The following is a 19,742-nucleotide window of genomic DNA, read 5'->3' on the forward strand; positions in this document are numbered from 1 at the left end:
TGAATTGGACGTGTCCTTGCGCATCCTGGCTTCAGCGGTCCTGCTCGCGGCTCTGGCGCTCGCGCCGCTGGCGGTTACGGGAAAGCCCGCCGCGTCGCAAGCCGGGCGGCCCCTCGCGGCGAAGCTCGACCGCAGTCGCGCGGGCACGCTCGCGCCGCCGGTCAAGTTCACGACGCGCGACGGCGACGCGGCCACCGTCGCGAATTTCCGCGGCAAGCCGGTGCTGGTCAATTTGTGGGCGACGTGGTGCGCGCCGTGCATCGCCGAGCTGCCCGACCTCGACGAACTCGCCGAGAACCGCCGCGCCTCGCTGACCGTGCTGACGATCAGCCAGGACCTCGGCGGCTGGCGGGCGATCGACAAGTTCTGGACGACGGGCAAGTTCGAACGGATCGTCCCCCGCCTCGACGCGCAGGGCAATTACGCGCAGGCCGTCGGCGCGGCGGGCCTGCCGGTGTCGATCCTGTACGACGCGAAGGGGCGCGAGGTGTGGCGCATCAACGGCCCGGTGAAGTGGACCTCGGCAGAGGCCGCGGCGGCGCTGCGCTAGGGCTCGCTGCCGCCCGCGCCGCAATTGCGCACCCCCGGCACGGCGGCGGCACGACACCCCGCGCAAGCGCCTGCGCCAGCGCATCCCGCGCCGCGTCGATGGTCGCAACCGTGTCGTCCCCGATGCGCCCGAAGGCGTCGGCGGGGGCCTTCATGTAGCAACAGCCGCTTACCCGCCCGTCGATCGCGAGATACGCCCCGCCGTCGAGCCAGGCGCACCCGCCCGGGCGTCCGGCGGCGAACATCGCATGATAGAAGCTCGGTGCCCGTCCGCCGCGCGCGCCCAAGGTGCGGACGAGCTCGCCGTGATGGCGCTGCCAGAGCGCAGGCGTCAGCGCCTCGGCGGCAACACCCGCGTCGTAGTGATCGGCATAGGCGGGCATCGCCTGCAGCCCTTGCCAGACGATACCGCCGTCGAGGCCGAGGTCGTCGTAGAACTGCGCGATGGCCGGCGCATCGGCGATCGTCGAGGCGAGCAAAGTCACCGCGAGGCCGACCGCGGGATAGGCGGCGCCCAAGCGGTTGCGCGCGTCGACGAGGCGCTGGATGCCGTCCGCCACCTTGTCGAACAGCCCGCCGCGGATCGCCGCGAAGCGCGCCGGGTCGACCGTCTCCAGGCTGACATGGATCGTCCGCACGCCGCCCTCGACCAGCCGCGCGATGCGGGTTTCGCTCAGCAGGCTGCCGTTGACGATCATCGACACCGCGATGCCGCGTTCCCCGCATGTCGCGATCATGTCGAAGATGCGCGGATGCAGCAGCGGCTCGCCCTCCCCCTGCAACTCGACATGGGTCAGGGCGGGGTGCGCCGACAGGAACGCCGCGAAGGTTTCGAACGCCAGGTCGCCCTGCGCCATGTGCCGCCCGGCGCAGAAGCCGCAGGTGAAATTGCACCGCGTCGTCGGCTCGATCTGCGCGAAGCGGACGGTCATGGCACGGTTTGGCCTCCTACAACCCCAGCGCCGCCGCGCCCTGCGTCACCGTCGCGGTGCCCGCCGCGTCACCCGCCAGCGCAGCCTGCGCGTCCTTCTTCGCCGTCGCCGCCGCGGCGCGGTCGCCGAGGACGAGGCGGGCGCGCATCAGGCGGACCCAGCCTTCGGGGTCCTTCGGGTTGGCCTTGAGCTTGGCGGCGAGGCTATCGACCATGCCGCGGATCATCGCCTGCTGGTCCTGCTGCGGCAGGGCCTGCACCGCCTGGACCTGCTCGGCGGTCGGGTTCGGCGCGGTGGTGACGGGGCCGCCGGCTGCAGGCCCCGAGGCCGGCGCACCCACTTGGGCGCTGACGTCGCGGCCGTCGGCCTTGGCGGTTTCCAGGATGACGCGGCGAAGCTCCGGCGCCCAGGGGGCGTCGGCAGGCGATTCGCTCAGCAGCGCCAGCCAGTCGTCGACGGCGCCGCGGCGGTCGCCGCTCTCGGCCTTGGCGACGCCGAGGAAATAGCGCGCGCGCGCATCCTGCTTGTCGAGCAGGTTGGCGGCGCGGAACTGCGCCAGCGCCTCCTTGGTCATCTGGCCGCCTGCGGCTTGGACCAGCGCCTCGCCGTAGGCGCTCGCATAGCCCGGCGCGGCGGGGGTCAGCGCGACGGCCTTGCCGTAGGCGTCGGCCGATTCCTTGAAACGCGAGGTCTGGAAATAGCTCCAACCGAGCATGCGCCAGCCTTCGGCGTCGTTGGGGTTGTCCTTCATCCGTGTCTCGAGCTGCGTCACCATCGACGCGACATCGGCGTTGGCGGCGGCGGTGCTCGCGGCGTCGGGGGTGACGGCGGTATTGCCCGCCGTGGTCAGCGCCGGATCGGTCGCGAGATCGGGCCGGCCGAGGCGCGTATAGAGCAGGGTGCCCGCCACCGCGGTAACCACCGCGAGGCCGATCGCCAGCTTGCCGAGCGCCGACGGCCCGAGCGGCCGGGGGGCTGCCTCGGTGGTCGGGCTGGTCAGCATGCGGCGCTTGACCTCGGTGCGCAGCGCGTCGGCTTGGGTGGGGTCGATCGCCCCGCCCGCGACCTGCACGTCGATGTCGGCGAGCTGCTCGCCCAGGATGGTCAGCGCGGCGGCGCGCGCCGAGGGCCGCGCCTCGTAGCGGCGCACCAGCGGCACCGTGCACGCGACGGCGACGGCGACCGCGATGACGGTCAGGATAGCCCAGAGCAGCATGTGTGGATCAGTCCTTGGTGAGCGCGTCGAGGCGCGCCTGTTCCTGTGGCGTCAGCGCCGGGGTCTCGGCAACCCCGCGCCGGGCGCGCAGCCAGGCGATGACGAGGCCCGCACCCGCGAGCAGCACCGCGAACGGCCCCAGCCAGAGCAGCCAGGTGTCGTAGCGGAAGGGCGGGCGCAGCAGCACATAGCTGCCGTAGCGCGTCACCAGATACTCCTTCGCCTGCGCGTCGGTCTTGCCCAGCCGCAGCTGCTCGCGGACGATGACGCGCAGGTCGGCGGCGAGGGGTGCGTCGGAGTCGTCGATCGACTGGTTCTGGCAGACGACGCAGCGCAGCTCCTTGCTGATCTCGCGCGCGCGCGCCTCCAGCGCCGGGTCGGCAAGCTGTTCGGAGGGGAGGACGGCGTGCGCCGGGACGGCGATGGCGAGGAGCGTCGCCAGCAGGAAGCGGTTCAAGCCTCGGCCTCCAGCTTCGCGAGCATCGGCTTCAGGATGGTTGTCCAGACAACTTCGTCGATCGGCCCGATCTGCTTGTAGCGGACGCGGCCGCGCTTATCGACGACGAAGGTCTCCGGCACGCCGGTAACGCCGAGGTCGATGCCGGTGCGGGCGGCGGGGTCGCTGGCCACCTTGGTATAGGGATTGCCCCATTCGCTGAGCCACTTGGCCGAGTCGGCGGGCTGGTCCTTCCACGCCAAGCCATAGACAGGCACGCCCTCGCGCGCGATCTTGGTCAGCATCGGATGCTCCTGCGGGCACGCCGCGCACCACGACGCGAAGACGTTGAGGAGCAGCGGCTTGCCGGTCAGGTCCTTCGACCCGAAGCCCGGCGCGTCGGCGCTGAGCCCCGGCAGGTCGAATGCCGGCAGCGGCCGGTCGATCAGCTGCGACGGGATGACGCTCGGGTCCTTGGTCAGCCCGATGCCGAAGACGGCGGCGAGGACCAGGAACGCGGCGATCGGCAGTGCGAACAGCCAGCGGTTCATTCGGCGGGGACCCCAAACGCGCCCGGCATGGTCGGTGCCAGCGGCCGCGCCGACGCCCCGACGCCGATGCGGAAGCGCCGGTCCGACAGGCTGGCGATGCCGCCGAGCGCCATCAGCAGCGCGCCGCCCCAAATCCAGCCGACCAGCGGGTGATGGTAGATGCGCACCGTGATGCCGACCCCGCCGGGATCGGGCGCGCCGATCGCGACATAGACATTGCCCAGGATGCCGCCGCCGATGCCGGCCTCGGTCGTCTGGTTCTGACTGTTCGGGTAGAAGCGCCGCTCGCTGGTCAGGTCGCGGATGGTGTTGCCCTGCCGCACGCTGAACTGCGCGCGCTGTGCCTCGTAATTGGGGCCGCGCACCGCGTCGACTGCGCTCAAGGTGAAGCGCGCATCACGCAACGTCGCGGTGTCGCCGGGGCGCATCACCAGCACCTTCGACGTCTCGAAGCCCGACATGGCGGTGACGCCTGCGGTCATCACCCCCAGCCCGGCGTGCGCGATCACCATGCCGACGACGCTCATCGGCGTGGTGCGCAGCAGATGCCGCCGCCGCCACGGCACGATGAACGCCCCGACGATCAGCCACACCGCGAGCGCGAAGCCGATCCCCGCCAGCACCGACTTACCGCCCAGGAAGACGATCGCCGCGACGCCCGTGCCCAGCGCCACGATGGCGGGCCAGCGCACCTTACCGAACACCGACCTGAGGCTGTCGCGCTTCCACTGCAGCACCGGCCCGATGGTGACGAGCAGCAGCAGCGGGATCATCACCGGCGCGAAGGTCAGGTTGTAATAGGGCGGCCCGACCGAAATCTTGTCGCCGTTCACGGCCTCCATGATCACCGGGTAGAAGGTGCCGAGAAACACCACCGCGGTCGCCGCCATCAGGAACAGGTTGTTGAGGCTGAGGCCCGTCTCGCGGCTGACGCTGCCGAACAGCGCGCCCGACTTCATCGCGGGCGCGCGCCACGCGAACAGCCCCAGCGCACCGCCGGTCGCGCCGATGATCAGCGCGAGGATGAACACGCCGCGCTCGGGGTCGACCGCGAAGGCGTGGACCGAGGTCAGGATGCCCGACCGCACGAGGAAGGTGCCGATCAGCGACATCGAGAAGGTCAGCACCGCGAGCAGGATCGTCCAGCTGACCAGCGCGCCGCGACGCTCCAGCACCAGCGCCGAATGGAGCAGCGCGGTGCCCATCAGCCACGGCATCAGCGAGGCGTTCTCGACCGGGTCCCAGAACCACCAGCCGCCCCAGCCGAGCTCGTAGTAAGCCCAGAACGACCCCAGCGCGATGCCGGCGGTCAGGCAAACCCACGCCGCGAGGATCCACGGCCGCACCCAGCGTGCCCAGGCGGCATCGACCCGCCCCTCGATCAGCGCGGCAGCGGCGAACGAGAAGGCCACCGAGAAGCCGACATAGCCGAGGTAGAGCAGAGGCGGATGCAGGACGAGGCCGGGGTCCTGCAGCAGCGGGTTGAGCTCACGCCCGTCGAACGGAGCGGGGCTCAGGCGCTCGAACGGGTTCGAGGTGAACAGCAGGAAGGCGATGAACGCCGCGCCGATCATGCCCTGCACCGCAAGCGTCCGCGCCAGCAGCGCCTCGCGGATATTGCCCGGGAAGCGCGCCAGCCCTGCGCCGAACACTGCAAGGATCAGCACCCACAGCAGCATCGAGCCTTCGTGATTGCCCCAGGTCGCGGCGAAGCGATAAATCCCGGGCTGGGTCGCGTTGCTGTGCCCCGCCACCAACGCCACCGAGAAGTCGCCCGCGACGAAGCTGTTCGCCAGCGCGACGAAGGAAACGGCGATCAGCAGCGCCTGCAACTGTGCGGCAGTTCGGCCGAAGCCGATCAGCGCGCTGTCGCCGCGATGCGCACCCCACATCGGCACGCTGGCCTGCAAACACGAGAGCAGCAGCGCCAGAATAAGCGCGAAATGTCCGATCTCGGCGGTCAACGGCAAACATCCCCAAGCGAAACGGTTTCCTATACTAGCCGTTTGCGGGGACTTTGGTAGAGTGAGCGCGGTCGCACGGGGGGCGTCAGTGTCGGAAAGCTTTCGCGTCGCGATCATCGGCTCGGGGCCTGCGGGTCTCAGCGCCGCTGCGCATGCTGCAAAGCTGGGCCTGCGCCACGTCCTGATCGAGAAGACCGACCATCTGTCGGACACCATCTTTCGCTATCAGCGCGGCAAGCATGTCATGGCGACGCCGTCGCAACTGGTGCTGCGCTCCGATGTCGCATTCGACGCGGGCAAGCGCGAGGCGGTGCTCGGCCGCTGGGACGAGGATGCGCGGTCCGCGGGCGTCAACCTGCTGCTCAATACCGAGGTCAAGGCGATCGCGGGCGCGGCTGGGGCCTTCACGCTGACGCTGTCGGGCGGCAAGACGATTCAGGCCGAGACGGTGGTGCTGGCGATCGGCACGCAGGGCAATCCCAACACGATGCGCTGCGAGGGCGGCAATTCCCCGTGGGTGCAATACTCGCTCGACGATCCTGCCGAATATGTCGACGAGCATATCATCGTCATCGGCGCGGGCGACGCGGGCATCGAGAACGCCATCGGCCTCGCGGCCGACCCCGAGCAGCGCAACACGGTGACGATCCTCAACCGCTCGGCGGATTTCGCGCGCGCCAAGGACGCCAACGTCAAGGGGCTGAACGCCGCCCGCGATGCCGGCCGCCTGTCGATCCTGCTCGAATCGTCGCCGACGAAGATCGAGCCCGGCTTCATGACCGTCGAGACCCGCGACGGCGAGGCGCGACTGCCGTGCAACCGGGTCATCGCGCGCATGGGGTCGTCGCCGCCGCGCAAGTTCATCGAATCGTGCGGGGTCCAGTTCTCGAGCGACGACCGCGAGGCCTTCCCGACGCTGTCGCCGACCTTCGAATCGACGACGCCGGGCCTGTACGTCATCGGCGCGCTGGCGGGTTATCCGCTGATCAAGCACTGCATGAACCAGGGCTATGACGTTATCGAGTTCATCGCCGGCAACATCGCGCTGAAGCCCGCCGACGAGCCGATCCTCGAGAAAAAGCTCACCGGGCTGCCGGGGCGGCGCTCGGTCGCGGAGTGGCTCGACTTCCTGCGTGAGCGCGTCGAGATCCTGAACGACCTGTCGCCGCTGCAGATGCGCGAGTTCCTGCTCGATTCGGACGTGCGCGCCTATGCCCGCGGCGAGGTCGTTTTCCAGCGCAACGACGCGGGCTCGTCGCTGTTCGGCATTGCTGCCGGCTCGGTGCTCGTCGAGGTGTCGGCGACCGACCCGTCGATCACCGTGCCGATCGCGCAGGGGTCGATCTTCGGCGAGGTCGGCCTGATCTCCGGCCGCCGCCGCGGCGCGACGATCCGCGCGGCGGAAGACTGCATCCTGGTCGAGGTGTCGCGCCTCGCCGCGCTCAAGCTGATGGCGTCGGTGCCCGCCGCCAAGCGCGCGATCAACCGCATCACTACCGAGCGCCTGCTGCTCCAGATGTTCGGCTCCGGCCTGCGCAAGGAGGATCTGGGGCCGCTGGTCGCGTCGGCCGAGGTGATGACGGTGCGCAAGGGCGACTGCATCATCAAAGAGGGCGAGGAAGGCAGCGATATCTTCGCGATCCGCTCGGGGTCGATGGTCATCGAGAAGCTGATCGGCGGCAAGCCGGTGTTCCTGAGCTACCTGCCCGCCGGCAGCTACGTCGGCGAGATGGCGCTGATCGACAACAGCCGCCGCACCGCGACGGTCCGCGCCGCGATCAAGTCCGACGTCATCAAGCTCGACGGCAATGCCTTCCGCTGGCTGTTGTCGGTGCAGCCCGAGCTGCTCGCCAAGGCCAAGCGCGACATGGCGGCGCGGCGCGACCTGAACGGCTTCATCGAATCGAAGAAGGACAGCTTCGGCGGCGTCATCGACCTGTATTCGAGCGTCGCGACCTTTCTGGTCGAGCAGGGCGTCGGCGAAGCCACCGACGTGCTGCTGATCGACGAGACCCTGTGCGTCGGCTGCGACAATTGCGAAAAGGCGTGCGCCGACAGCCATGACGGGCTCTCGCGCCTCGACCGCGAGGCCGGGCGCACCTACGCGCACCTCCACGTGCCGACGTCGTGCCGCCACTGCGAGCATCCGCACTGCATGGCCGACTGCCCGCCCAACGCGATCCATCGCGGCCCGGACGGCGAGGTGTTCATCGACGACAGCTGCATCGGCTGCGGCAATTGCGAGCGCAACTGCCCCTATGGCGTGATCCGCATGGACAAGGTGCCGCCGAAGAAACCGTCGCTGCTCAGCTGGCTGACGTTGGGCCTCGGGCCCGGCCCCGGCGAACCGTCGAAGGCCTGGTCGTACAAGCATGCGAAGTCCGCCGAGGCGCCGAAGAAGGCGATAAAATGTGACATGTGTGCCGGGCAGTCGGGCGGTCCTGCCTGTGTGCGGGCGTGTCCTACCGGGGCGGCGATCCGGGTCAGTCCGGAGGATTTCCTGTCGATCGCGCTGCTTGACCGGTCGGGGGGCTGATGGCGTCGCGTGCTGCCAACCGGGGGGCCCTGCACGAGGGATTCCTGCGTCATAACGGGTTTCGCTGGCTCAAGATTGCCAGCGTGTTGTGCATCACGGCGCTCGCGGCGTACCTGCTGGTCGATGCCGAGCCGCGGCCCAACGGGGGCACGGCGGTGGGCTACGCGCTCGGCACCATCGGCGCGCTGCTGATCCTGTGGCTGACCATGCTGGGCCTGCGCAAGCGCGTGATCTCGCGCGGGCGTTACTCGCTGAAGGCGTGGACGAGCGCGCACGTCTATCTCGGCCTGTCGCTGATCACCATCGTCACCCTGCACACCGGCTTCCAGCTCGGCTGGAACGTCCACACCCTCGCCTATGCCCTGATGATGATCGTCGTCCTGTCGGGCATTTGGGGGGTGATCGCCTACGGCACGCTGCCCCGCACCCTGTCGGCCAATCGCGGCGAGGCGACGCAAGGGCAGATGCTCGAGGGCCTGCGCCTGCTCGACCGCCAGCTCCACGACGCCGCGCAGCCGCTGCTGCCGCGCCAGTCGGAGATGGTGCGCGAATCCCTCGAGAACTGCTCGGTCGGCGGCGGCCTCTACGCCCGCCTCACCGGGCGCCACCGCCGCTGCGGCAATGCCCGCGCGCTCACGGCGGTCAAAGCCGAGCTGCGCGCCGGCCGCCCCGACCCCGGGCAGCGCCTGTCGCTGATCGTCTCCCTGCTCGAGCGCAAGGAGGCCGCGCTCGGCCAGGCGCGCCGCCACATCCGCACCCGCGCGCTGCTCGAGGTCTGGCTGTACATCCACGTGCCCGCGACCTTCGCGCTGATTGCCGCGCTGACCGCGCATATCGTCAGCGTCTTCTACTACTGGTGACGCGCCCGTGAGCATCATCCTCCGCCAGATCACGCGGCGCGCCGGGGGCGGCGAGATCGCGCGCACGTCGACCCTCGACAAGACCGAGGTGCTGATCGGCCGCGGCACCGACTGCGACGTCCAGATCCCCGACCTCGCGGTCATGCTGCGCCACGCCCGCCTGCACCGCCTCGCCTCGGGCCGCGTCGCGCTCGACGCACTGGGCGGCGTGCCGCTCAACATCGGCGGACGCTTCGTCGAGCGCGGCGAGATCGACCCCGCCAGCGGCGCCCGCGTCGTACTGGGCAGCCACGTCCTGACCATCGCCGCGGGCGACACGGCGGACGACATCGTCGTCACCGTCGAGCGCACCGACGCCCCCGGCGACGCGGCGGCAGCGCGCGACGAGGCACGCACCTTCGGCCTCGACGCGGTCATGCCCGGCAAGCGCCCGATGGTCTGGCTGTCGCTGGTCGCGGTGCTCGCGGTGTTCCTCGCCTGGCCGATCTGGGCGTCACTCCAGCCCCGCCCCGCCGCGACCCCGGCGACGCCGACCGTCCAGCGCGTCAATTTCGCCCCCGACCAGCTGTGGACCAGCGGCCCCCTGAGCGCCGCCCACGCCAACCTGTCGAACGACTGCGGCGCGTGCCACGACAAGGCGTTCGTCTCGGTCCGCGACGAGACCTGCCGCGCCTGCCACGACAAGCTCCCTGACCACGCCCCGCTGAACCGCATGCAGGCCGCCCGCGCCGCCCCCGCCGGCCTGTTCGGCGAAGCCAAGGCCAAGCTCGACGCCGCGACGCACCTCACCGTCGGGCGCTGCGCGTCGTGCCACAAGGAGCACGAGGGGCCGGACGGCGCGCTGATGGTCGCCTCCACCTTCTGCAGCGACTGCCACGCCGGGCTGAAGGGCCGCTTGAACACTGCCTTAAGCAACGTCGCCGGCTTCGACACCCACCCGCAGTTCCGCGCCACCATCGTCAGCACGCCCGCCGCCAAGAACCCGCTGCTGACCCGCGTCTCGCTCGACGCGAAACCGCGCGAGAATTCGGGCCTCAAGTTCCCGCACAAGCTCCACCTCGCCGCCGACGGCGGCGTCGCGCGCATGGCGAGCGAGCAGGGCCAGGGTGCAAGGCTCGACTGCGCCGACTGCCACACCCCCGACGCCGACGGGGTGCGCTTTGTGGGCGTAGACATGGAGAAGAACTGCGCGTCGTGCCACGACCTGGCGTTCGCGCGCGACCGCTCGGGCGTTGTCCGGACATTGCCCCACGGCCGGCCCGAGCAGGTCGTCGGCATCATGCGCGATTTTTACCGCGCGCAAGGCGGCCCCTCGACCTTCGTCGACCGGCGTCGCCCCGGAATCGTGCGGACGGTCGCGGGCGGCAGCGCGGGCGCGCGCGGCGACGCGGCGGTGCGCGCGGTCTTCTCGCGCGGCGGCGCATGCTTCGACTGCCACGCGGTCACCCCGCCGTCGCGCGCCGGAGCCCTCGACTTCGGCATCGCCCCCGTCAGCCTGGCCGACCACTACCTCCCCAAGGGCCAGTTCCCGCACAAGCGCCACACCGCGGTCAAATGCGAATCGTGCCACGCCGCAGCCACGAGCAGCACCGCGAGCGACGTCCTCCTCCCCGGCGTCGCCAGCTGCCGCGAATGCCACGGCAAGGTCACCGCAGGCGCGACGGTGCCCGCGACCTGCGACACCTGCCACGGGTATCACGAGGGCCCCGCGACGGGGGCGCTGCCGGTGGGGCATCCGCTGCCGAAGCCGGTGAAGGTCGCGGCGCGCGAGGTACGGCGGCGGGGGGCGGCGTAGGGAAGAATGAGCGCAGATTGCTGCTCTCAACGCCGAAGCGATCCAAGAAAATTCCACAGTCGCTGCCACCATGGGGCGCGTACCAAGGCAGTATAATATACGTCGCGGCGGCGAACTTCTGCGGCACGTCCGGCTTCAATTTGTTGGGGTGTCCATTGGGCGGACCACTCGACCGTGCCGCGGTCGATCCAATAGTGTGCTTGGCAGGGGCGCTGCCAGTTGCCCACTGAGGGGTCAAGAGAAGGGCCATCTGGGTGATCCGCAAACGTCCATTCCGTCGCCCCGAGCGGTGTGCGAACCTTCGAGCCGCATCCGCAGGCACACAGATGTGCCGCTGTGTCGAACTCCTCTGATACATACAGCACGCCCGGCTGCAGTTGGGCCGGCATCGCGCGAACGCGCTCCAGCCTAAACCTCATCGGTATAGCTCTCACCAACAAGGTGCAGGTCGCTTATGCCGAACAGAAGGTGCTTGAACCCTTCGGTGTCGCGATAGAACCCACGGATCTGCTTGTAACGGACTATGGCAAGGCACGCATTCAGTGCGTTAAGTTCACCGACCTGGATGTTCGCCCGGTAAAGACCATCCGGCGTATCCACAGTCTCAGCTAGGTTGCGGTCGCGCATCTCGCGCGCATCTTGGGCGCCGAACAGCGTCGCGCGCATCATGCCATCAAGCGGTCCGTGCTTACGATTCAGGCCCATTCCGACGTCGATGAACGGAATGCCCTTATCAATCAGAACATCGAAAATGCCCGAGCGCGAGCTACCCTTGTCAACGCAAACGAACGCGAAGGTGACACCGTCGAGGAGGTGCGCGGTCCCTGCGTCAATGTGCGCTGTCTGAACGCTGAGTCCTTGCCGGAAGTTGTCATAACGCCCGGCATAGACCTCGGCCTTGCTCCTGCCGAACTCGGCTGGATCAAGTCGGCCCGGCGAGCGAAAGGCCGTGTGCACGTGATAGAGGTCGGAATCGAACGCCAGCACTTCCGGAAGCGGCGTACGCACGAGCATGTCCAAAAGATAAGCGCCGGTACCACCTAGGCCGATGACCGCCACGCGCTCGCTAGCAAAATTGGCGTTGAGATCGCCGATCTGGGCACGGGATGTCATTGTGTCTTGGAATTTAAAAATCGGATCGCCGTCGGCCGCTTCAACGCTGCGGAAGGTGTGTGGGCTAATGCCGAAGCGTTCGATCGCGGGACCCGAAATGATCGAAACGTAGCTCTCGATCTTATCGGCGAAGTCATCGAATTTGCCCTTCGGCATCGGCTTGTTCGAAAACGAGCGTTGCACGACGATATCTGAACACCGCTCGGTCAACTGAATGGTAGTTTCGCCGCCCCCCAAGTTACCGATCGGCGTGCCATCGAGCTGATAGGGCAAGCTGCCGGCGAAGTAGATTTGATGATCATCCTGCTCGACGCGCGTCTCGTCCACGAACACCAGCTTGGCGACGATTGCACCCAACTGAAGTTGGCCTGCCGCGTCGATGTAGGGGATGTCACGAACAAGCAGGCAGTTGCTGTCGAACGCGACCGCGAAGCCGCGCTCAACCAACAAGGCTAGGTCCGGATTACGACTGACCAGTTTCCGAAACATTGAAGATCATCCCCTCTCTAACCTTAACGCTTGCCCCCGGCACGAGAACACCTTCGGGCTTGTTCCCTTGGCCGCGCTTATAGCGAACCGAGTAAGTGATCTCGGGATGCTGGGCGTAGTCCGGCACCTCGAGCGTCACGACTTCGGCATAGGAGATCTCACCGTTCGGCCATTCATGCTCGGTGCCTTCAACGATGATCTTGACCGGCTTCGTCGGCTCAATGCTTGTCATGTGCTCGTTCCTTACGTCTTACGGTTGGGACGCTGCGTGAGCGCCGAAGCTGCAGCCGTCTTTGCCGCAGCACTCGATTTGGGGTTCCGGAGAACTTTACCCGCTGCCGATGCCGCCTTCGCGCTCGTGACCTCTTTGTTGCCTGCCATTGCACTTCATCCTCTGTTGCACTAACGGTTTGGCGTTGCGAGAATGCAACGTCGCAGGGGAGATTGCATATGCCGAACGCCATTGCAAGAGTCGAATTATGACCGCGGTCGAATTTGACACGGATGGATTCATTGGCACGTTGGACACTACGCGGCAGGCACGCCGGTTGACCTGGCGCAAGGTAGCGGATCAGGCGGGCGTCAGTGCGTCCACGCTAACCCGTCTATCGCAAGGTAAGCGACCAGATGTGGATAGCCTGGGAGCGCTCGCTCACTGGGCGGGAGTTCGAACCGACACATTTTATCGGGCGGACGGTGTTCCACTTCCTACCGAACCCCTGGCGCAAGCGATGGGGTATTTGCGCGCTGATCCTAATCTGGGAGAAGAAGGCGCAAGTGCGTTAGAAGCAATTATACGAGTTACCTACGAACAACTGCGAAAGAAGTAGAGATGGCTTTGAGGCGAGGCTTCAGGACTGAAGCGAACTCTTACGCTAGAGAGGTTCGCACTGAGCTTGGCCTCGCTTTGGATGCACCATTGTGTCCATTTATGACGGCGGACCACTTAGCCGTCCCTATCCTGAAATTGTCGTCGTTTGCCACTGTGCTCCCTGATCAGACCGCTTATCTCAGCCGCACGGGCAGCGGTGTCGGGTTCTCGGCGATGACAGCATGTTTCCCACGGCAACACGCAATTATTTATAACGACTGTCTACCTCTGACGCGGTCACATGCGGATATTATGCATGAGATTAGCCACTTGATGCTGCTTCACCCGCCGCACCGGCTTCGCGCCGATACTGGCGGTCGCCACTACGATAGCGACCTTGAAGATGAAGCCAACTGGCTTGGTCCAGCGCTCCTTGTTTCCGAGGAAGCAGCACTCGCCATTGCTCAGCGAGGGTGGAGCGCTGGTCAGGCTGCCAAGATTTACAATGTAAGTCCTAGCCTAATGCAGATGCGCCTGAATGTTACCGGGGCAATGAAGCGCGTGGCTCGCGCGGCTTGATACACCACCGCACCTTCGCCGATCTCGCCATCGATTAAGTGTAGGGATGACAAGGCTCGGTTCGGGGGCAGGGAGCGAATGGGACGGGCATTCCCGCAATAGTGGTCGTATGCCCGGTCTGCGTTGCAGAGGCGTCGGAACAATCCGCTTGACAAATGCGTCCATATTGGTTATCGGAAAGTCTCAATGGAGGCGCATATGGCACGTGGCGATCCCGGCCTGTTCAACGACAAGGGCGTGCGGCAGGACTTTCTCGATCATCTGGCGCGCGGAGACAGCGTGCTCGCGGCGTGCCGGGCGCTGCGCATCCAGCCGTCGTCGGCGTATGAGGCGCGGCGGTGCATCGCCGGGTTCGCGGAAAGCTGGGACGCGCGCCGGCCGCCGGTGCGCTCGCGGCAGAAGGCGCCGCTGCGCGGCGGGCGCGGCGGGTGGCATAAGGTGTTCCTCGACCATTACCGTGAGACCGCCAACGTCACGAGCGCGGCGCGCGCCGCCGGGGTGGCGCCGGCGACGGCGTATCGGCAGTGCACCATCGACGCCGATTTCAACCTGGCCTTCATCCACGCGCGCGCGGAGGCGGGCGACATGATCACGGGGCGGCTGCTGTACCAGTGCATCAACGGTTTCGAATCGACCGTCACGAAGAACGGCGTGACGACCCATATCAACGATCCGCGTCCCGACCTGGTGCTGAAGATCCTCGACCTCGTGGAGAGTGGCGCGCGGACGCAGCGGCGCGGTCGGCACGGCCTGCCCGCTAGGATTCCGGCGGCGCCCCGCGTGACCATCCCGCGCTGCTTCGCCTGAGCGCGGGGCCGCTCGACCGGGGCTAGCGCAGCGCCGGCTGCGCGTCGGGCGTGCCGCCGCGCAGCACCCCGCTGCGCCATACCGGCAGCAGATAGGCCGCGAGCAGCACGAAGTTCGACAAGGCGTTGCGCTCGAACCCCGTCGCGGCCGACAGGCTCGAGTCGATGACGAACCAGCCGACGACGCTGAGCGTCAGCAGCCGCCACACCGGCCGGCCGGCGTCGCCGAGCGTCCAGGCGCCGCGCAGCGCCGCGACCAGCGTGCCCGCCCAGCCCGTCGTCACCGCGCCGCACAGCGCCCAGGCGAAGCGTTCGGACTGCGCCATCGCCATGCCGTCCTGGCCCGCGATCCACGCCAGCAGGGTTCGGAAGGGGCCCTCCGTCGCCGGGAAGGCGGTGCCCATCAGCGCGATGCCGAAGACCGCGACCGATGCCGCCCAGACCATCAGCCAGTTGCGCCAAAACCCCGTCATCGACCGTCTCCCTGCCTGCACGACGCCCGTGTAACAGGTTTTTGTAGCGGTCGCTACATCATTCGATGCCGACCGCGCGCAGGACGATTGCGCCGTCGGTCAGGCGCAGCAGGCGGAGCGCCGCGGCGTCGCGCTCGGCGGGGTCGGGGATCGCCAGCCGCTCGGCGATCCAGCCGAGGAAGCCGCGCGCCACCTGCTCCCCGACCGCGCGGAGCAGCGGGTCGCCGCGCGCCGCGCGGGCCGCGACGTCGATCCACAGCCGCATGTAGGGCGCGAGATCGGGGCTGGCGGTGATGCTCAGCAGCTCGATCTCGAGGGCCTGAGGGTCGCGCGGGGTCGCGTCGGACAACGCGCTCAGCTGCCCCGCCAGGCGGAGGCCCGCGTTCGCCAGCACCGCCGCGAGGATCGCCTGCCGGTCGGCGAAATAATAGAGCAGCATGCGGTCGCTCGTCCCTGCCGCCGCCGCGAGCGGGCGCAGGCTGGCGGCGTCGAGGCCGTGCGTCAGGATGAAGTCGGTCAGCTGCTCGACGATGGCCGCGCGGCGGGCGTCGGCCTTTCCTAGAACGGGCAGAACTTGCCCCCGCCGCCGCCGTCACCCCCGCCGCCCGGGCCGGGATCGCAGGGCACGCCGAGCTGGTCCGACGGCACGATCGGGAAATCGGTGAACACGGGGTCGTAGACGACGCTGGCGCCGAACAACGCGTCGCGCAGGATCTCCCCGCTCGCGACGCCCGCGGCGGCGACCTCGACCGGGCCGTCGTCGTTGGCGCCGCCGGTCGGCACGCCGCGCAGCAGCATGCTCATCCGCTCGAACGCGGCGTTCGACAGCAGGAAAGGGCCGATCGGCGGCAGGTTCGGGCCGGGCACCAGCACCGCATAGCCGGGCCGGTCGATGGTGACGGTGACGCCGCCCGCGGTCACGTCGATCGCACCGGGCTTGTCGAGCCCGTCGGTGCGGCTGCCGGGGCCGCGCAGCACGATCAGCGTCGCTGTCTCCGGATCGCCGCCGGGGGGCACCCCGGGCTCACCCGCCGCGGTCGACAGCGCGTCCTCGCCGACGACGCCCTCCAGGATCGTGCCGCGCACGCCGATCGAGGCGACGGGCGTCTTGACCGCTGCCGACCCGCCGGTGCGGCTGAGCCCGCGGCCCGACATGAAGCGGAACGCCCCCTTGGCGACCGACGCCGCGACGTCGCCGGTGGCGCGCGCGGGGTCGTAGACGAAGCGGTCGATGGTCATCCGCGCGTTGGCGCCGACGGTGAACACCGATCGGTCGCGCAGCAGCACCTGCAGCGCGCTCGCCGGCCCCGAGCTGACCTGATCCCCCAGCCGCACCGATTCGCGCAGCACGGCGGGCCGCGGCGCGGTGTCGGCGGCGGTCTTCATGCTGACCTGGTTCTTGATCGCGGCGTTGATGCCGATCGCGGCATTGGCTGCAGGACTCTGGGCCGCCGCCGGGGCGGCGATCAGCAGGGCGAGAAGAGCCAAGCGCATCGTCACCCTCCGAACCGGTAGATCAGCCGCGTCTCGGCACCGACGCTGTCGTAATCGAGATACGGCAGGCGCGCATCGCGGCGGTTGTAGTTGATCGCGCCCTCCAGCAGCAGCCGCTCGCGGAAGTCGCTGGTCACGCCGCTCGCGGTGAAGGCCGACAACGGTGCGCCGAGGGCTGCCCTGAAGAAGCTGCGCGTGTCGCGGCGCTTGACCGGCGAGATCAGCAGGTCGGCCGCGCGGTAGTTGTAGCGCCGCACCTGTGCGCTGAGGCTCGCATAACCGCCGCGCCCGAGCAGCGCCGCATAGGCCGCGCTGGCGTGCGGCCCGCGATAGGCGAACGGCAGGTAATCGGCGTCCTTGTCGTCGTAGCCGACCTCGAAACTCAACGTCTGGCGCGCGGTCAGGCGCGTCGAGATGCCGATGCTGCCGTCGATGCGCGTGCCGTCGCGCCCGTCGCCGAGGCCCGGCAGCGCGAAGCCCGCGTTGTCGTAGTCCTGGTCGACGACTTCGAGCGACGCGTTGAGCGCGGTGCGCGTGCCCAGCCGGCGGCTCAGCTCGACACGGCCGCCATAGTCGAACTGGTAATGATCGCCGAAGATCGACACGTCGCGCGCCACCGCCGCGACACGCACGCCGACCCCGCCCGCCGCGAAGCCGACGCCGATCTGCGCGTCGCCGCGCACATAGCGCTGGTCGGGGCCCGACACGTCGCTCTTCGACAGGCCGCTGATCTGCGCGAACAACTCGGCACCGCTGCCGATGCGGGTCGCGCCGCTGAGGCTGGCGGACGCGACCACCGACAGGCCGTCGTCCTCGATCGGGATACCCGCACCCAGGTTGACCGCGTTCGCCAGACTGCCGACGGCGTTGCTGTCATAGGCGACGCCGAGCGCGACCTGCCCCGACAGGCGCGAGCCCGCGTCGCGGCGTTCGGACTGGCGGGTGTATTTCGCGACCTCCGCGGTCTGCTCAGGCGTCAGCTGGACATCCTTGAGCAGCGCCAGCTCGCGCCGCGCCGCCTGCAGATCGTCGAGGCGGATCAGCACGGCGGCGTAGAACAGCCGCGCCGCATGCCAGTTGGGCCGGTTGAGCAGCAGCCGTTCGAGCGCCGCCGCAGCCCCCACCAGATCGCCCGCCGACGCCCGGCTGCGCGCGTACGCCAGGTTGAATTCGACATCGTCGGGGGCGACCAGGACCTTGCCGTAGTCGGGGTCGCTCGCCACCGGCGGGCTGTCGGCGAAATCGGGATTGATGCTCGCGCGGCCGTCGGCGGACAAATAGATCGGCGTCTGCGCCGCCGCCGCACCCGCGCCGAGCAGCATGACTGCACCGAGCGACACGACCGCTCCGCCTGCCCAAGCCCCCGCCTTCATCGCTACTCACCCCGTTGCCTGACGCGCGACCGAAAGGCTTGTCGTTACGCGCCAGCATAGGGGCGTCGCGCCCCACAGGCAAGCCGACGCCCGGCTTGCGCGCGCGCGCCGCCGCGGTCATCATTCCGGCACCGGACCCGGAGGGCAGCGATGATCGAAGTCGTGGAACGCATCGGCAAGATCATCGCGCTGGTCGCGGCGATCATCGCGGCGGGCATTTCGGCCAACACCCTGTTGTCGAACCGGGTCAAGGACCGGCAGCTGCAGTACAGCGCCTTCCGTACCGCAGTGACCGCCGAAGAGGCCTATTACCGGGCGCTCTACGCCGATTACATGCTGTTGTTCGCGAAGGACCTCGACGGTCAGCAGGACCTGAAGCTCGCGAAGCTGCGCGGGCTGATCGCCTTCGCCAACCGCAAGGTGCCGAGCTTCGTCGAGTTCGACGTCGCGGATGCGGAGAAGCTGGAGGCGACCGCGCGGCTGAAGCAGATGCAGGCGACCGTGCTCAACAGCCTGGGCGAGGTCGAGGTCGCCGACCCCGAGAAGCAGGCGCAGATCACCCAGCTGCTGTTCAGCGGCAAGGTGTCCAAGATCGCGACGGTGACCGAGGCGAGCGCCGCGGCGACGCAGAAACCGGCGACCGATGCCGAGCCCCCGGTACGTGCCGCCAAGGGCGAGGCGATCGTGCGCCTGTCGCCGGTCAGCCAGACCGGGTGGGACGTCGACCTGTTCTGGTGTTCCGGCCCCGACGGCGCGGTCAACGCCGAGATCGCGAAAAAGCTGGGCGCCAGCCTCTCCGAACCGGCGAAGAGCGGGCGGGCGATTGCACCCGGCGTGACGCTCGGCCAGATCCGCGTGCGGTCGGTGTCGGCGACCTATCCGGCGGCGGGTGCACAGGCCGGGCGGCGGGTGGTTTACGACAGCGGCCCCGGCGAAGGCGACGCCGCAACCGCGATCGGCACCAGCCTGAACGCCGCGCTGGGCAGCGAGAACGGGGCGCCCTTCACGCTGGTCGAGGCCAGCCGGCGGCGCACCCAGTGGTACATCAGCGCCTTCGTCTGCGCGCCGCGTGCCGCCCCGGTCAGTCGCGCCGCGCCAGCCCCCTGACCAGCAGGTCGTTGGCGATTTGCGCCACTTCCCCGGCGGGCGTGTCGGTTGCCCAGACGCCGTAGCGCAGCCCCAGGAAGACGTTCATCCCGACGATCGCCCAGGCGTGGACCTCGCCGACATCGCTCCGCACCTCGCCGCGTGCGGCGGCGGCGGTCAGGCTGGCGACATAGCCCTGGACGGTGGTTTCGTAATGCGCGCGCCAGCTGGCTGCGTCGACGAATTCGGCTTCGTCGAGGATGCGGTACAGCGCCTGGTGTGTCCGGACAAATTCGAGAAAAGCCTGCAATCCCAGCCGCTCGCCGGTCAGCCGGTCGGGCGCGTCGAGGATGTGCGGGCCGACGTGCGCGCGCACCTGCCCCGACATGTCGCGGACCAGCGCGGTGAACACCGCCTCCTTCGAGTCGAAATAGGTGTAGAAGCTGCCCAACGCGACGCCGGCGCGCGCCGTGATCCGCGCGATCGCGGCGTCGTGAAAGCCGTGCTCGCCGAACTCCTGCGCCGCGGCGTCGAGGATGGCGCGCAGCGTCCGCCGCCCGCGCTCGGTCCGCGGCGTCTTGGCGTCGTCCCCTGTTGCCGGCGCGCCACGCGCTTCGCTCATCCGATCATCCCCTCGTTTCCGAGTTGAAACCCGGTTCAGGTTTCAGTACACGGGCGG

Annotated in this window: 21 protein-coding genes and 1 pseudogene; 8 read left to right on the top strand and 14 right to left on the bottom strand. The window is 68.7% G+C overall.

The window, feature by feature from the left end; all coding sequences use genetic code 11:
* The first annotated feature begins 10 nt into the window (after window positions 1-10).
* A complete protein-coding gene (locus FMM06_RS14225) occupies window positions 11-550 on the top strand; it encodes a TlpA family protein disulfide reductase (protein WP_185965195.1) in 540 nt (179 codons plus the stop codon).
* Here the strand turns inward: FMM06_RS14225 and FMM06_RS14230 are convergent.
* Genes FMM06_RS14230 through FMM06_RS14250 form a run of 5 tightly spaced genes read right to left on the bottom strand, consistent with a single transcriptional unit; the run spans window position 498 to window position 5,648 of the window.
* Window positions 498-1,481 carry a radical SAM protein gene (locus FMM06_RS14230; RefSeq protein WP_144334999.1) on the bottom strand — a complete coding sequence of 328 codons (984 nt, stop codon included), beginning with the start codon at window positions 1,479-1,481 and terminating at the stop codon, window positions 498-500. The genes FMM06_RS14225 and FMM06_RS14230 overlap by 53 nt on opposite strands.
* Before the next feature lie 16 nt (window positions 1,482-1,497).
* A complete protein-coding gene (gene ccmI / locus FMM06_RS14235) occupies window positions 1,498-2,697 on the bottom strand; it encodes a c-type cytochrome biogenesis protein CcmI (RefSeq protein WP_144335000.1) in 1,200 nt (399 codons plus the stop codon).
* 7 nt (window positions 2,698-2,704) lie between these two features.
* The gene (locus FMM06_RS14240) at window positions 2,705-3,154 is read right to left on the bottom strand and encodes a cytochrome c-type biogenesis protein (RefSeq protein WP_144335001.1); all 450 of its coding nucleotides are present in this window, start codon (window positions 3,152-3,154) and stop codon (window positions 2,705-2,707) included.
* Entirely contained in the window at window positions 3,151-3,684 is a 534-nt protein-coding gene (locus FMM06_RS14245) for a DsbE family thiol:disulfide interchange protein (protein WP_144335002.1), read from the bottom strand. Before FMM06_RS14245 ends, FMM06_RS14240 begins: the two co-directional genes overlap by 4 nt.
* A complete protein-coding gene (locus tag FMM06_RS14250) occupies window positions 3,681-5,648 on the bottom strand; it encodes a heme lyase CcmF/NrfE family subunit (RefSeq protein WP_144335003.1) in 1,968 nt (655 codons plus the stop codon). The genes FMM06_RS14245 and FMM06_RS14250 overlap by 4 nt, the downstream gene beginning before the upstream one ends.
* 88 nt (window positions 5,649-5,736) lie before the next feature.
* Here FMM06_RS14250 and FMM06_RS14255 point away from each other — a divergent pair, with 88 nt between their 5' ends.
* The 3 genes from FMM06_RS14255 to FMM06_RS14265 are packed head-to-tail and all read left to right on the top strand — an operon-like array spanning window position 5,737 to window position 10,839.
* On the top strand, window positions 5,737-8,184 hold the full coding sequence (locus FMM06_RS14255; protein WP_144335004.1) for a cyclic nucleotide-binding domain-containing protein: 2,448 nt from the start codon (window positions 5,737-5,739) through the stop codon (window positions 8,182-8,184).
* Window positions 8,184-9,044 carry a hypothetical protein gene (locus FMM06_RS14260; protein WP_144335005.1) on the top strand — a complete coding sequence of 287 codons (861 nt, stop codon included), beginning with the start codon at window positions 8,184-8,186 and terminating at the stop codon, window positions 9,042-9,044. The genes FMM06_RS14255 and FMM06_RS14260 overlap by 1 nt, the downstream gene beginning before the upstream one ends.
* Before the next feature lie 7 nt (window positions 9,045-9,051).
* Window positions 9,052-10,839, top strand: coding sequence for a cytochrome c3 family protein (locus tag FMM06_RS14265; RefSeq protein WP_144335006.1), 1,788 nt, complete (start codon window positions 9,052-9,054; stop codon window positions 10,837-10,839).
* A 26-nt stretch (window positions 10,840-10,865) separates the two neighbouring features.
* Here the strand turns inward: FMM06_RS14265 and FMM06_RS17440 are convergent, their stop codons facing one another.
* Genes FMM06_RS17440 through FMM06_RS14280 form a run of 3 tightly spaced genes read right to left on the bottom strand, consistent with a single transcriptional unit; the run spans window position 10,866 to window position 12,673 of the window.
* Window positions 10,866-11,258, bottom strand: a complete 393-nt coding sequence (locus FMM06_RS17440) for a DUF6527 family protein (protein WP_144335007.1) — start codon at window positions 11,256-11,258, stop codon at window positions 10,866-10,868.
* Window positions 11,248-12,402, bottom strand: coding sequence for a ThiF family adenylyltransferase (locus FMM06_RS14275; RefSeq protein WP_207790292.1), 1,155 nt, complete (start codon window positions 12,400-12,402; stop codon window positions 11,248-11,250). The genes FMM06_RS17440 and FMM06_RS14275 overlap by 11 nt, the downstream gene beginning before the upstream one ends.
* Before the next feature lie 13 nt (window positions 12,403-12,415).
* Entirely contained in the window at window positions 12,416-12,673 is a 258-nt protein-coding gene (locus tag FMM06_RS14280; protein ID WP_144335009.1) for a multiubiquitin domain-containing protein, read from the bottom strand.
* A 247-nt stretch (window positions 12,674-12,920) separates the two neighbouring features.
* Between FMM06_RS14280 and FMM06_RS17445 the strand changes: the two genes are divergently transcribed.
* The 3 genes from FMM06_RS17445 to FMM06_RS16865 all read left to right on the top strand — a co-directional run bounded on the left by FMM06_RS17445 (window position 12,921) and on the right by FMM06_RS16865 (window position 14,638).
* The gene (locus FMM06_RS17445; RefSeq protein WP_144335010.1) at window positions 12,921-13,271 is read left to right on the top strand and encodes a helix-turn-helix domain-containing protein; all 351 of its coding nucleotides are present in this window, start codon (window positions 12,921-12,923) and stop codon (window positions 13,269-13,271) included.
* A gap of 215 nt (window positions 13,272-13,486) precedes the next feature.
* Window positions 13,487-13,831, top strand: coding sequence for an ImmA/IrrE family metallo-endopeptidase (locus FMM06_RS17450; protein ID WP_407925207.1), 345 nt, complete (start codon window positions 13,487-13,489; stop codon window positions 13,829-13,831).
* 198 nt (window positions 13,832-14,029) lie between these two features.
* Window positions 14,030-14,638: a hypothetical protein gene (locus FMM06_RS16865; RefSeq protein ID WP_185965197.1), complete on the top strand. Its 609-nt coding sequence runs from the start codon at window positions 14,030-14,032 to the stop codon at window positions 14,636-14,638.
* Between the two features lie 22 nt (window positions 14,639-14,660).
* Here FMM06_RS16865 and FMM06_RS14300 read toward each other — a convergent pair whose 3' ends face one another.
* The 5 genes and pseudogenes from FMM06_RS14300 to FMM06_RS14315 form a co-directional block, all read right to left on the bottom strand.
* Window positions 14,661-15,110 (bottom strand): hypothetical protein, encoded by a 450-nt coding sequence (locus FMM06_RS14300; RefSeq protein WP_144335012.1) that lies wholly within the window; start codon window positions 15,108-15,110, stop codon window positions 14,661-14,663.
* A 58-nt stretch (window positions 15,111-15,168) separates the two neighbouring features.
* On the bottom strand, window positions 15,169-15,549 hold the full coding sequence (locus FMM06_RS14305; protein ID WP_235889327.1) for a hypothetical protein: 381 nt from the start codon (window positions 15,547-15,549) through the stop codon (window positions 15,169-15,171).
* A gap of 3 nt (window positions 15,550-15,552) precedes the next feature.
* A pseudogene (locus FMM06_RS17455) lies at window positions 15,553-15,681 on the bottom strand (hypothetical protein); the annotation flags it as partial.
* Window positions 15,669-16,604 carry a FecR family protein gene (locus FMM06_RS14310; RefSeq protein WP_144335014.1) on the bottom strand — a complete coding sequence of 312 codons (936 nt, stop codon included), beginning with the start codon at window positions 16,602-16,604 and terminating at the stop codon, window positions 15,669-15,671. The pseudogene FMM06_RS17455 and the gene FMM06_RS14310, both read right to left, overlap by 13 nt.
* A gap of 2 nt (window positions 16,605-16,606) precedes the next feature.
* Complete coding sequence (locus tag FMM06_RS14315) at window positions 16,607-17,944, bottom strand: surface lipoprotein assembly modifier (RefSeq protein WP_185965198.1); 1,338 nt, start codon at window positions 17,942-17,944, stop codon at window positions 16,607-16,609.
* Between the two features lie 183 nt (window positions 17,945-18,127).
* Between FMM06_RS14315 and FMM06_RS14320 the strand changes: the two genes are divergently transcribed.
* A complete protein-coding gene (locus FMM06_RS14320) occupies window positions 18,128-19,084 on the top strand; it encodes a hypothetical protein (RefSeq protein ID WP_144335016.1) in 957 nt (318 codons plus the stop codon).
* Here FMM06_RS14320 and FMM06_RS14325 read toward each other — a convergent pair.
* The gene (locus FMM06_RS14325; RefSeq protein WP_144335017.1) at window positions 19,059-19,685 is read right to left on the bottom strand and encodes a TetR/AcrR family transcriptional regulator; all 627 of its coding nucleotides are present in this window, start codon (window positions 19,683-19,685) and stop codon (window positions 19,059-19,061) included. The genes FMM06_RS14320 and FMM06_RS14325 overlap by 26 nt on opposite strands.
* Window positions 19,686-19,742 lie beyond the last annotated feature (57 nt).

This window comes from Glacieibacterium frigidum, from assembly GCF_007097155.1.
GTDB classification, from domain to species: Bacteria; Pseudomonadota; Alphaproteobacteria; order Sphingomonadales; family Sphingomonadaceae; genus Glacieibacterium; species Glacieibacterium frigidum.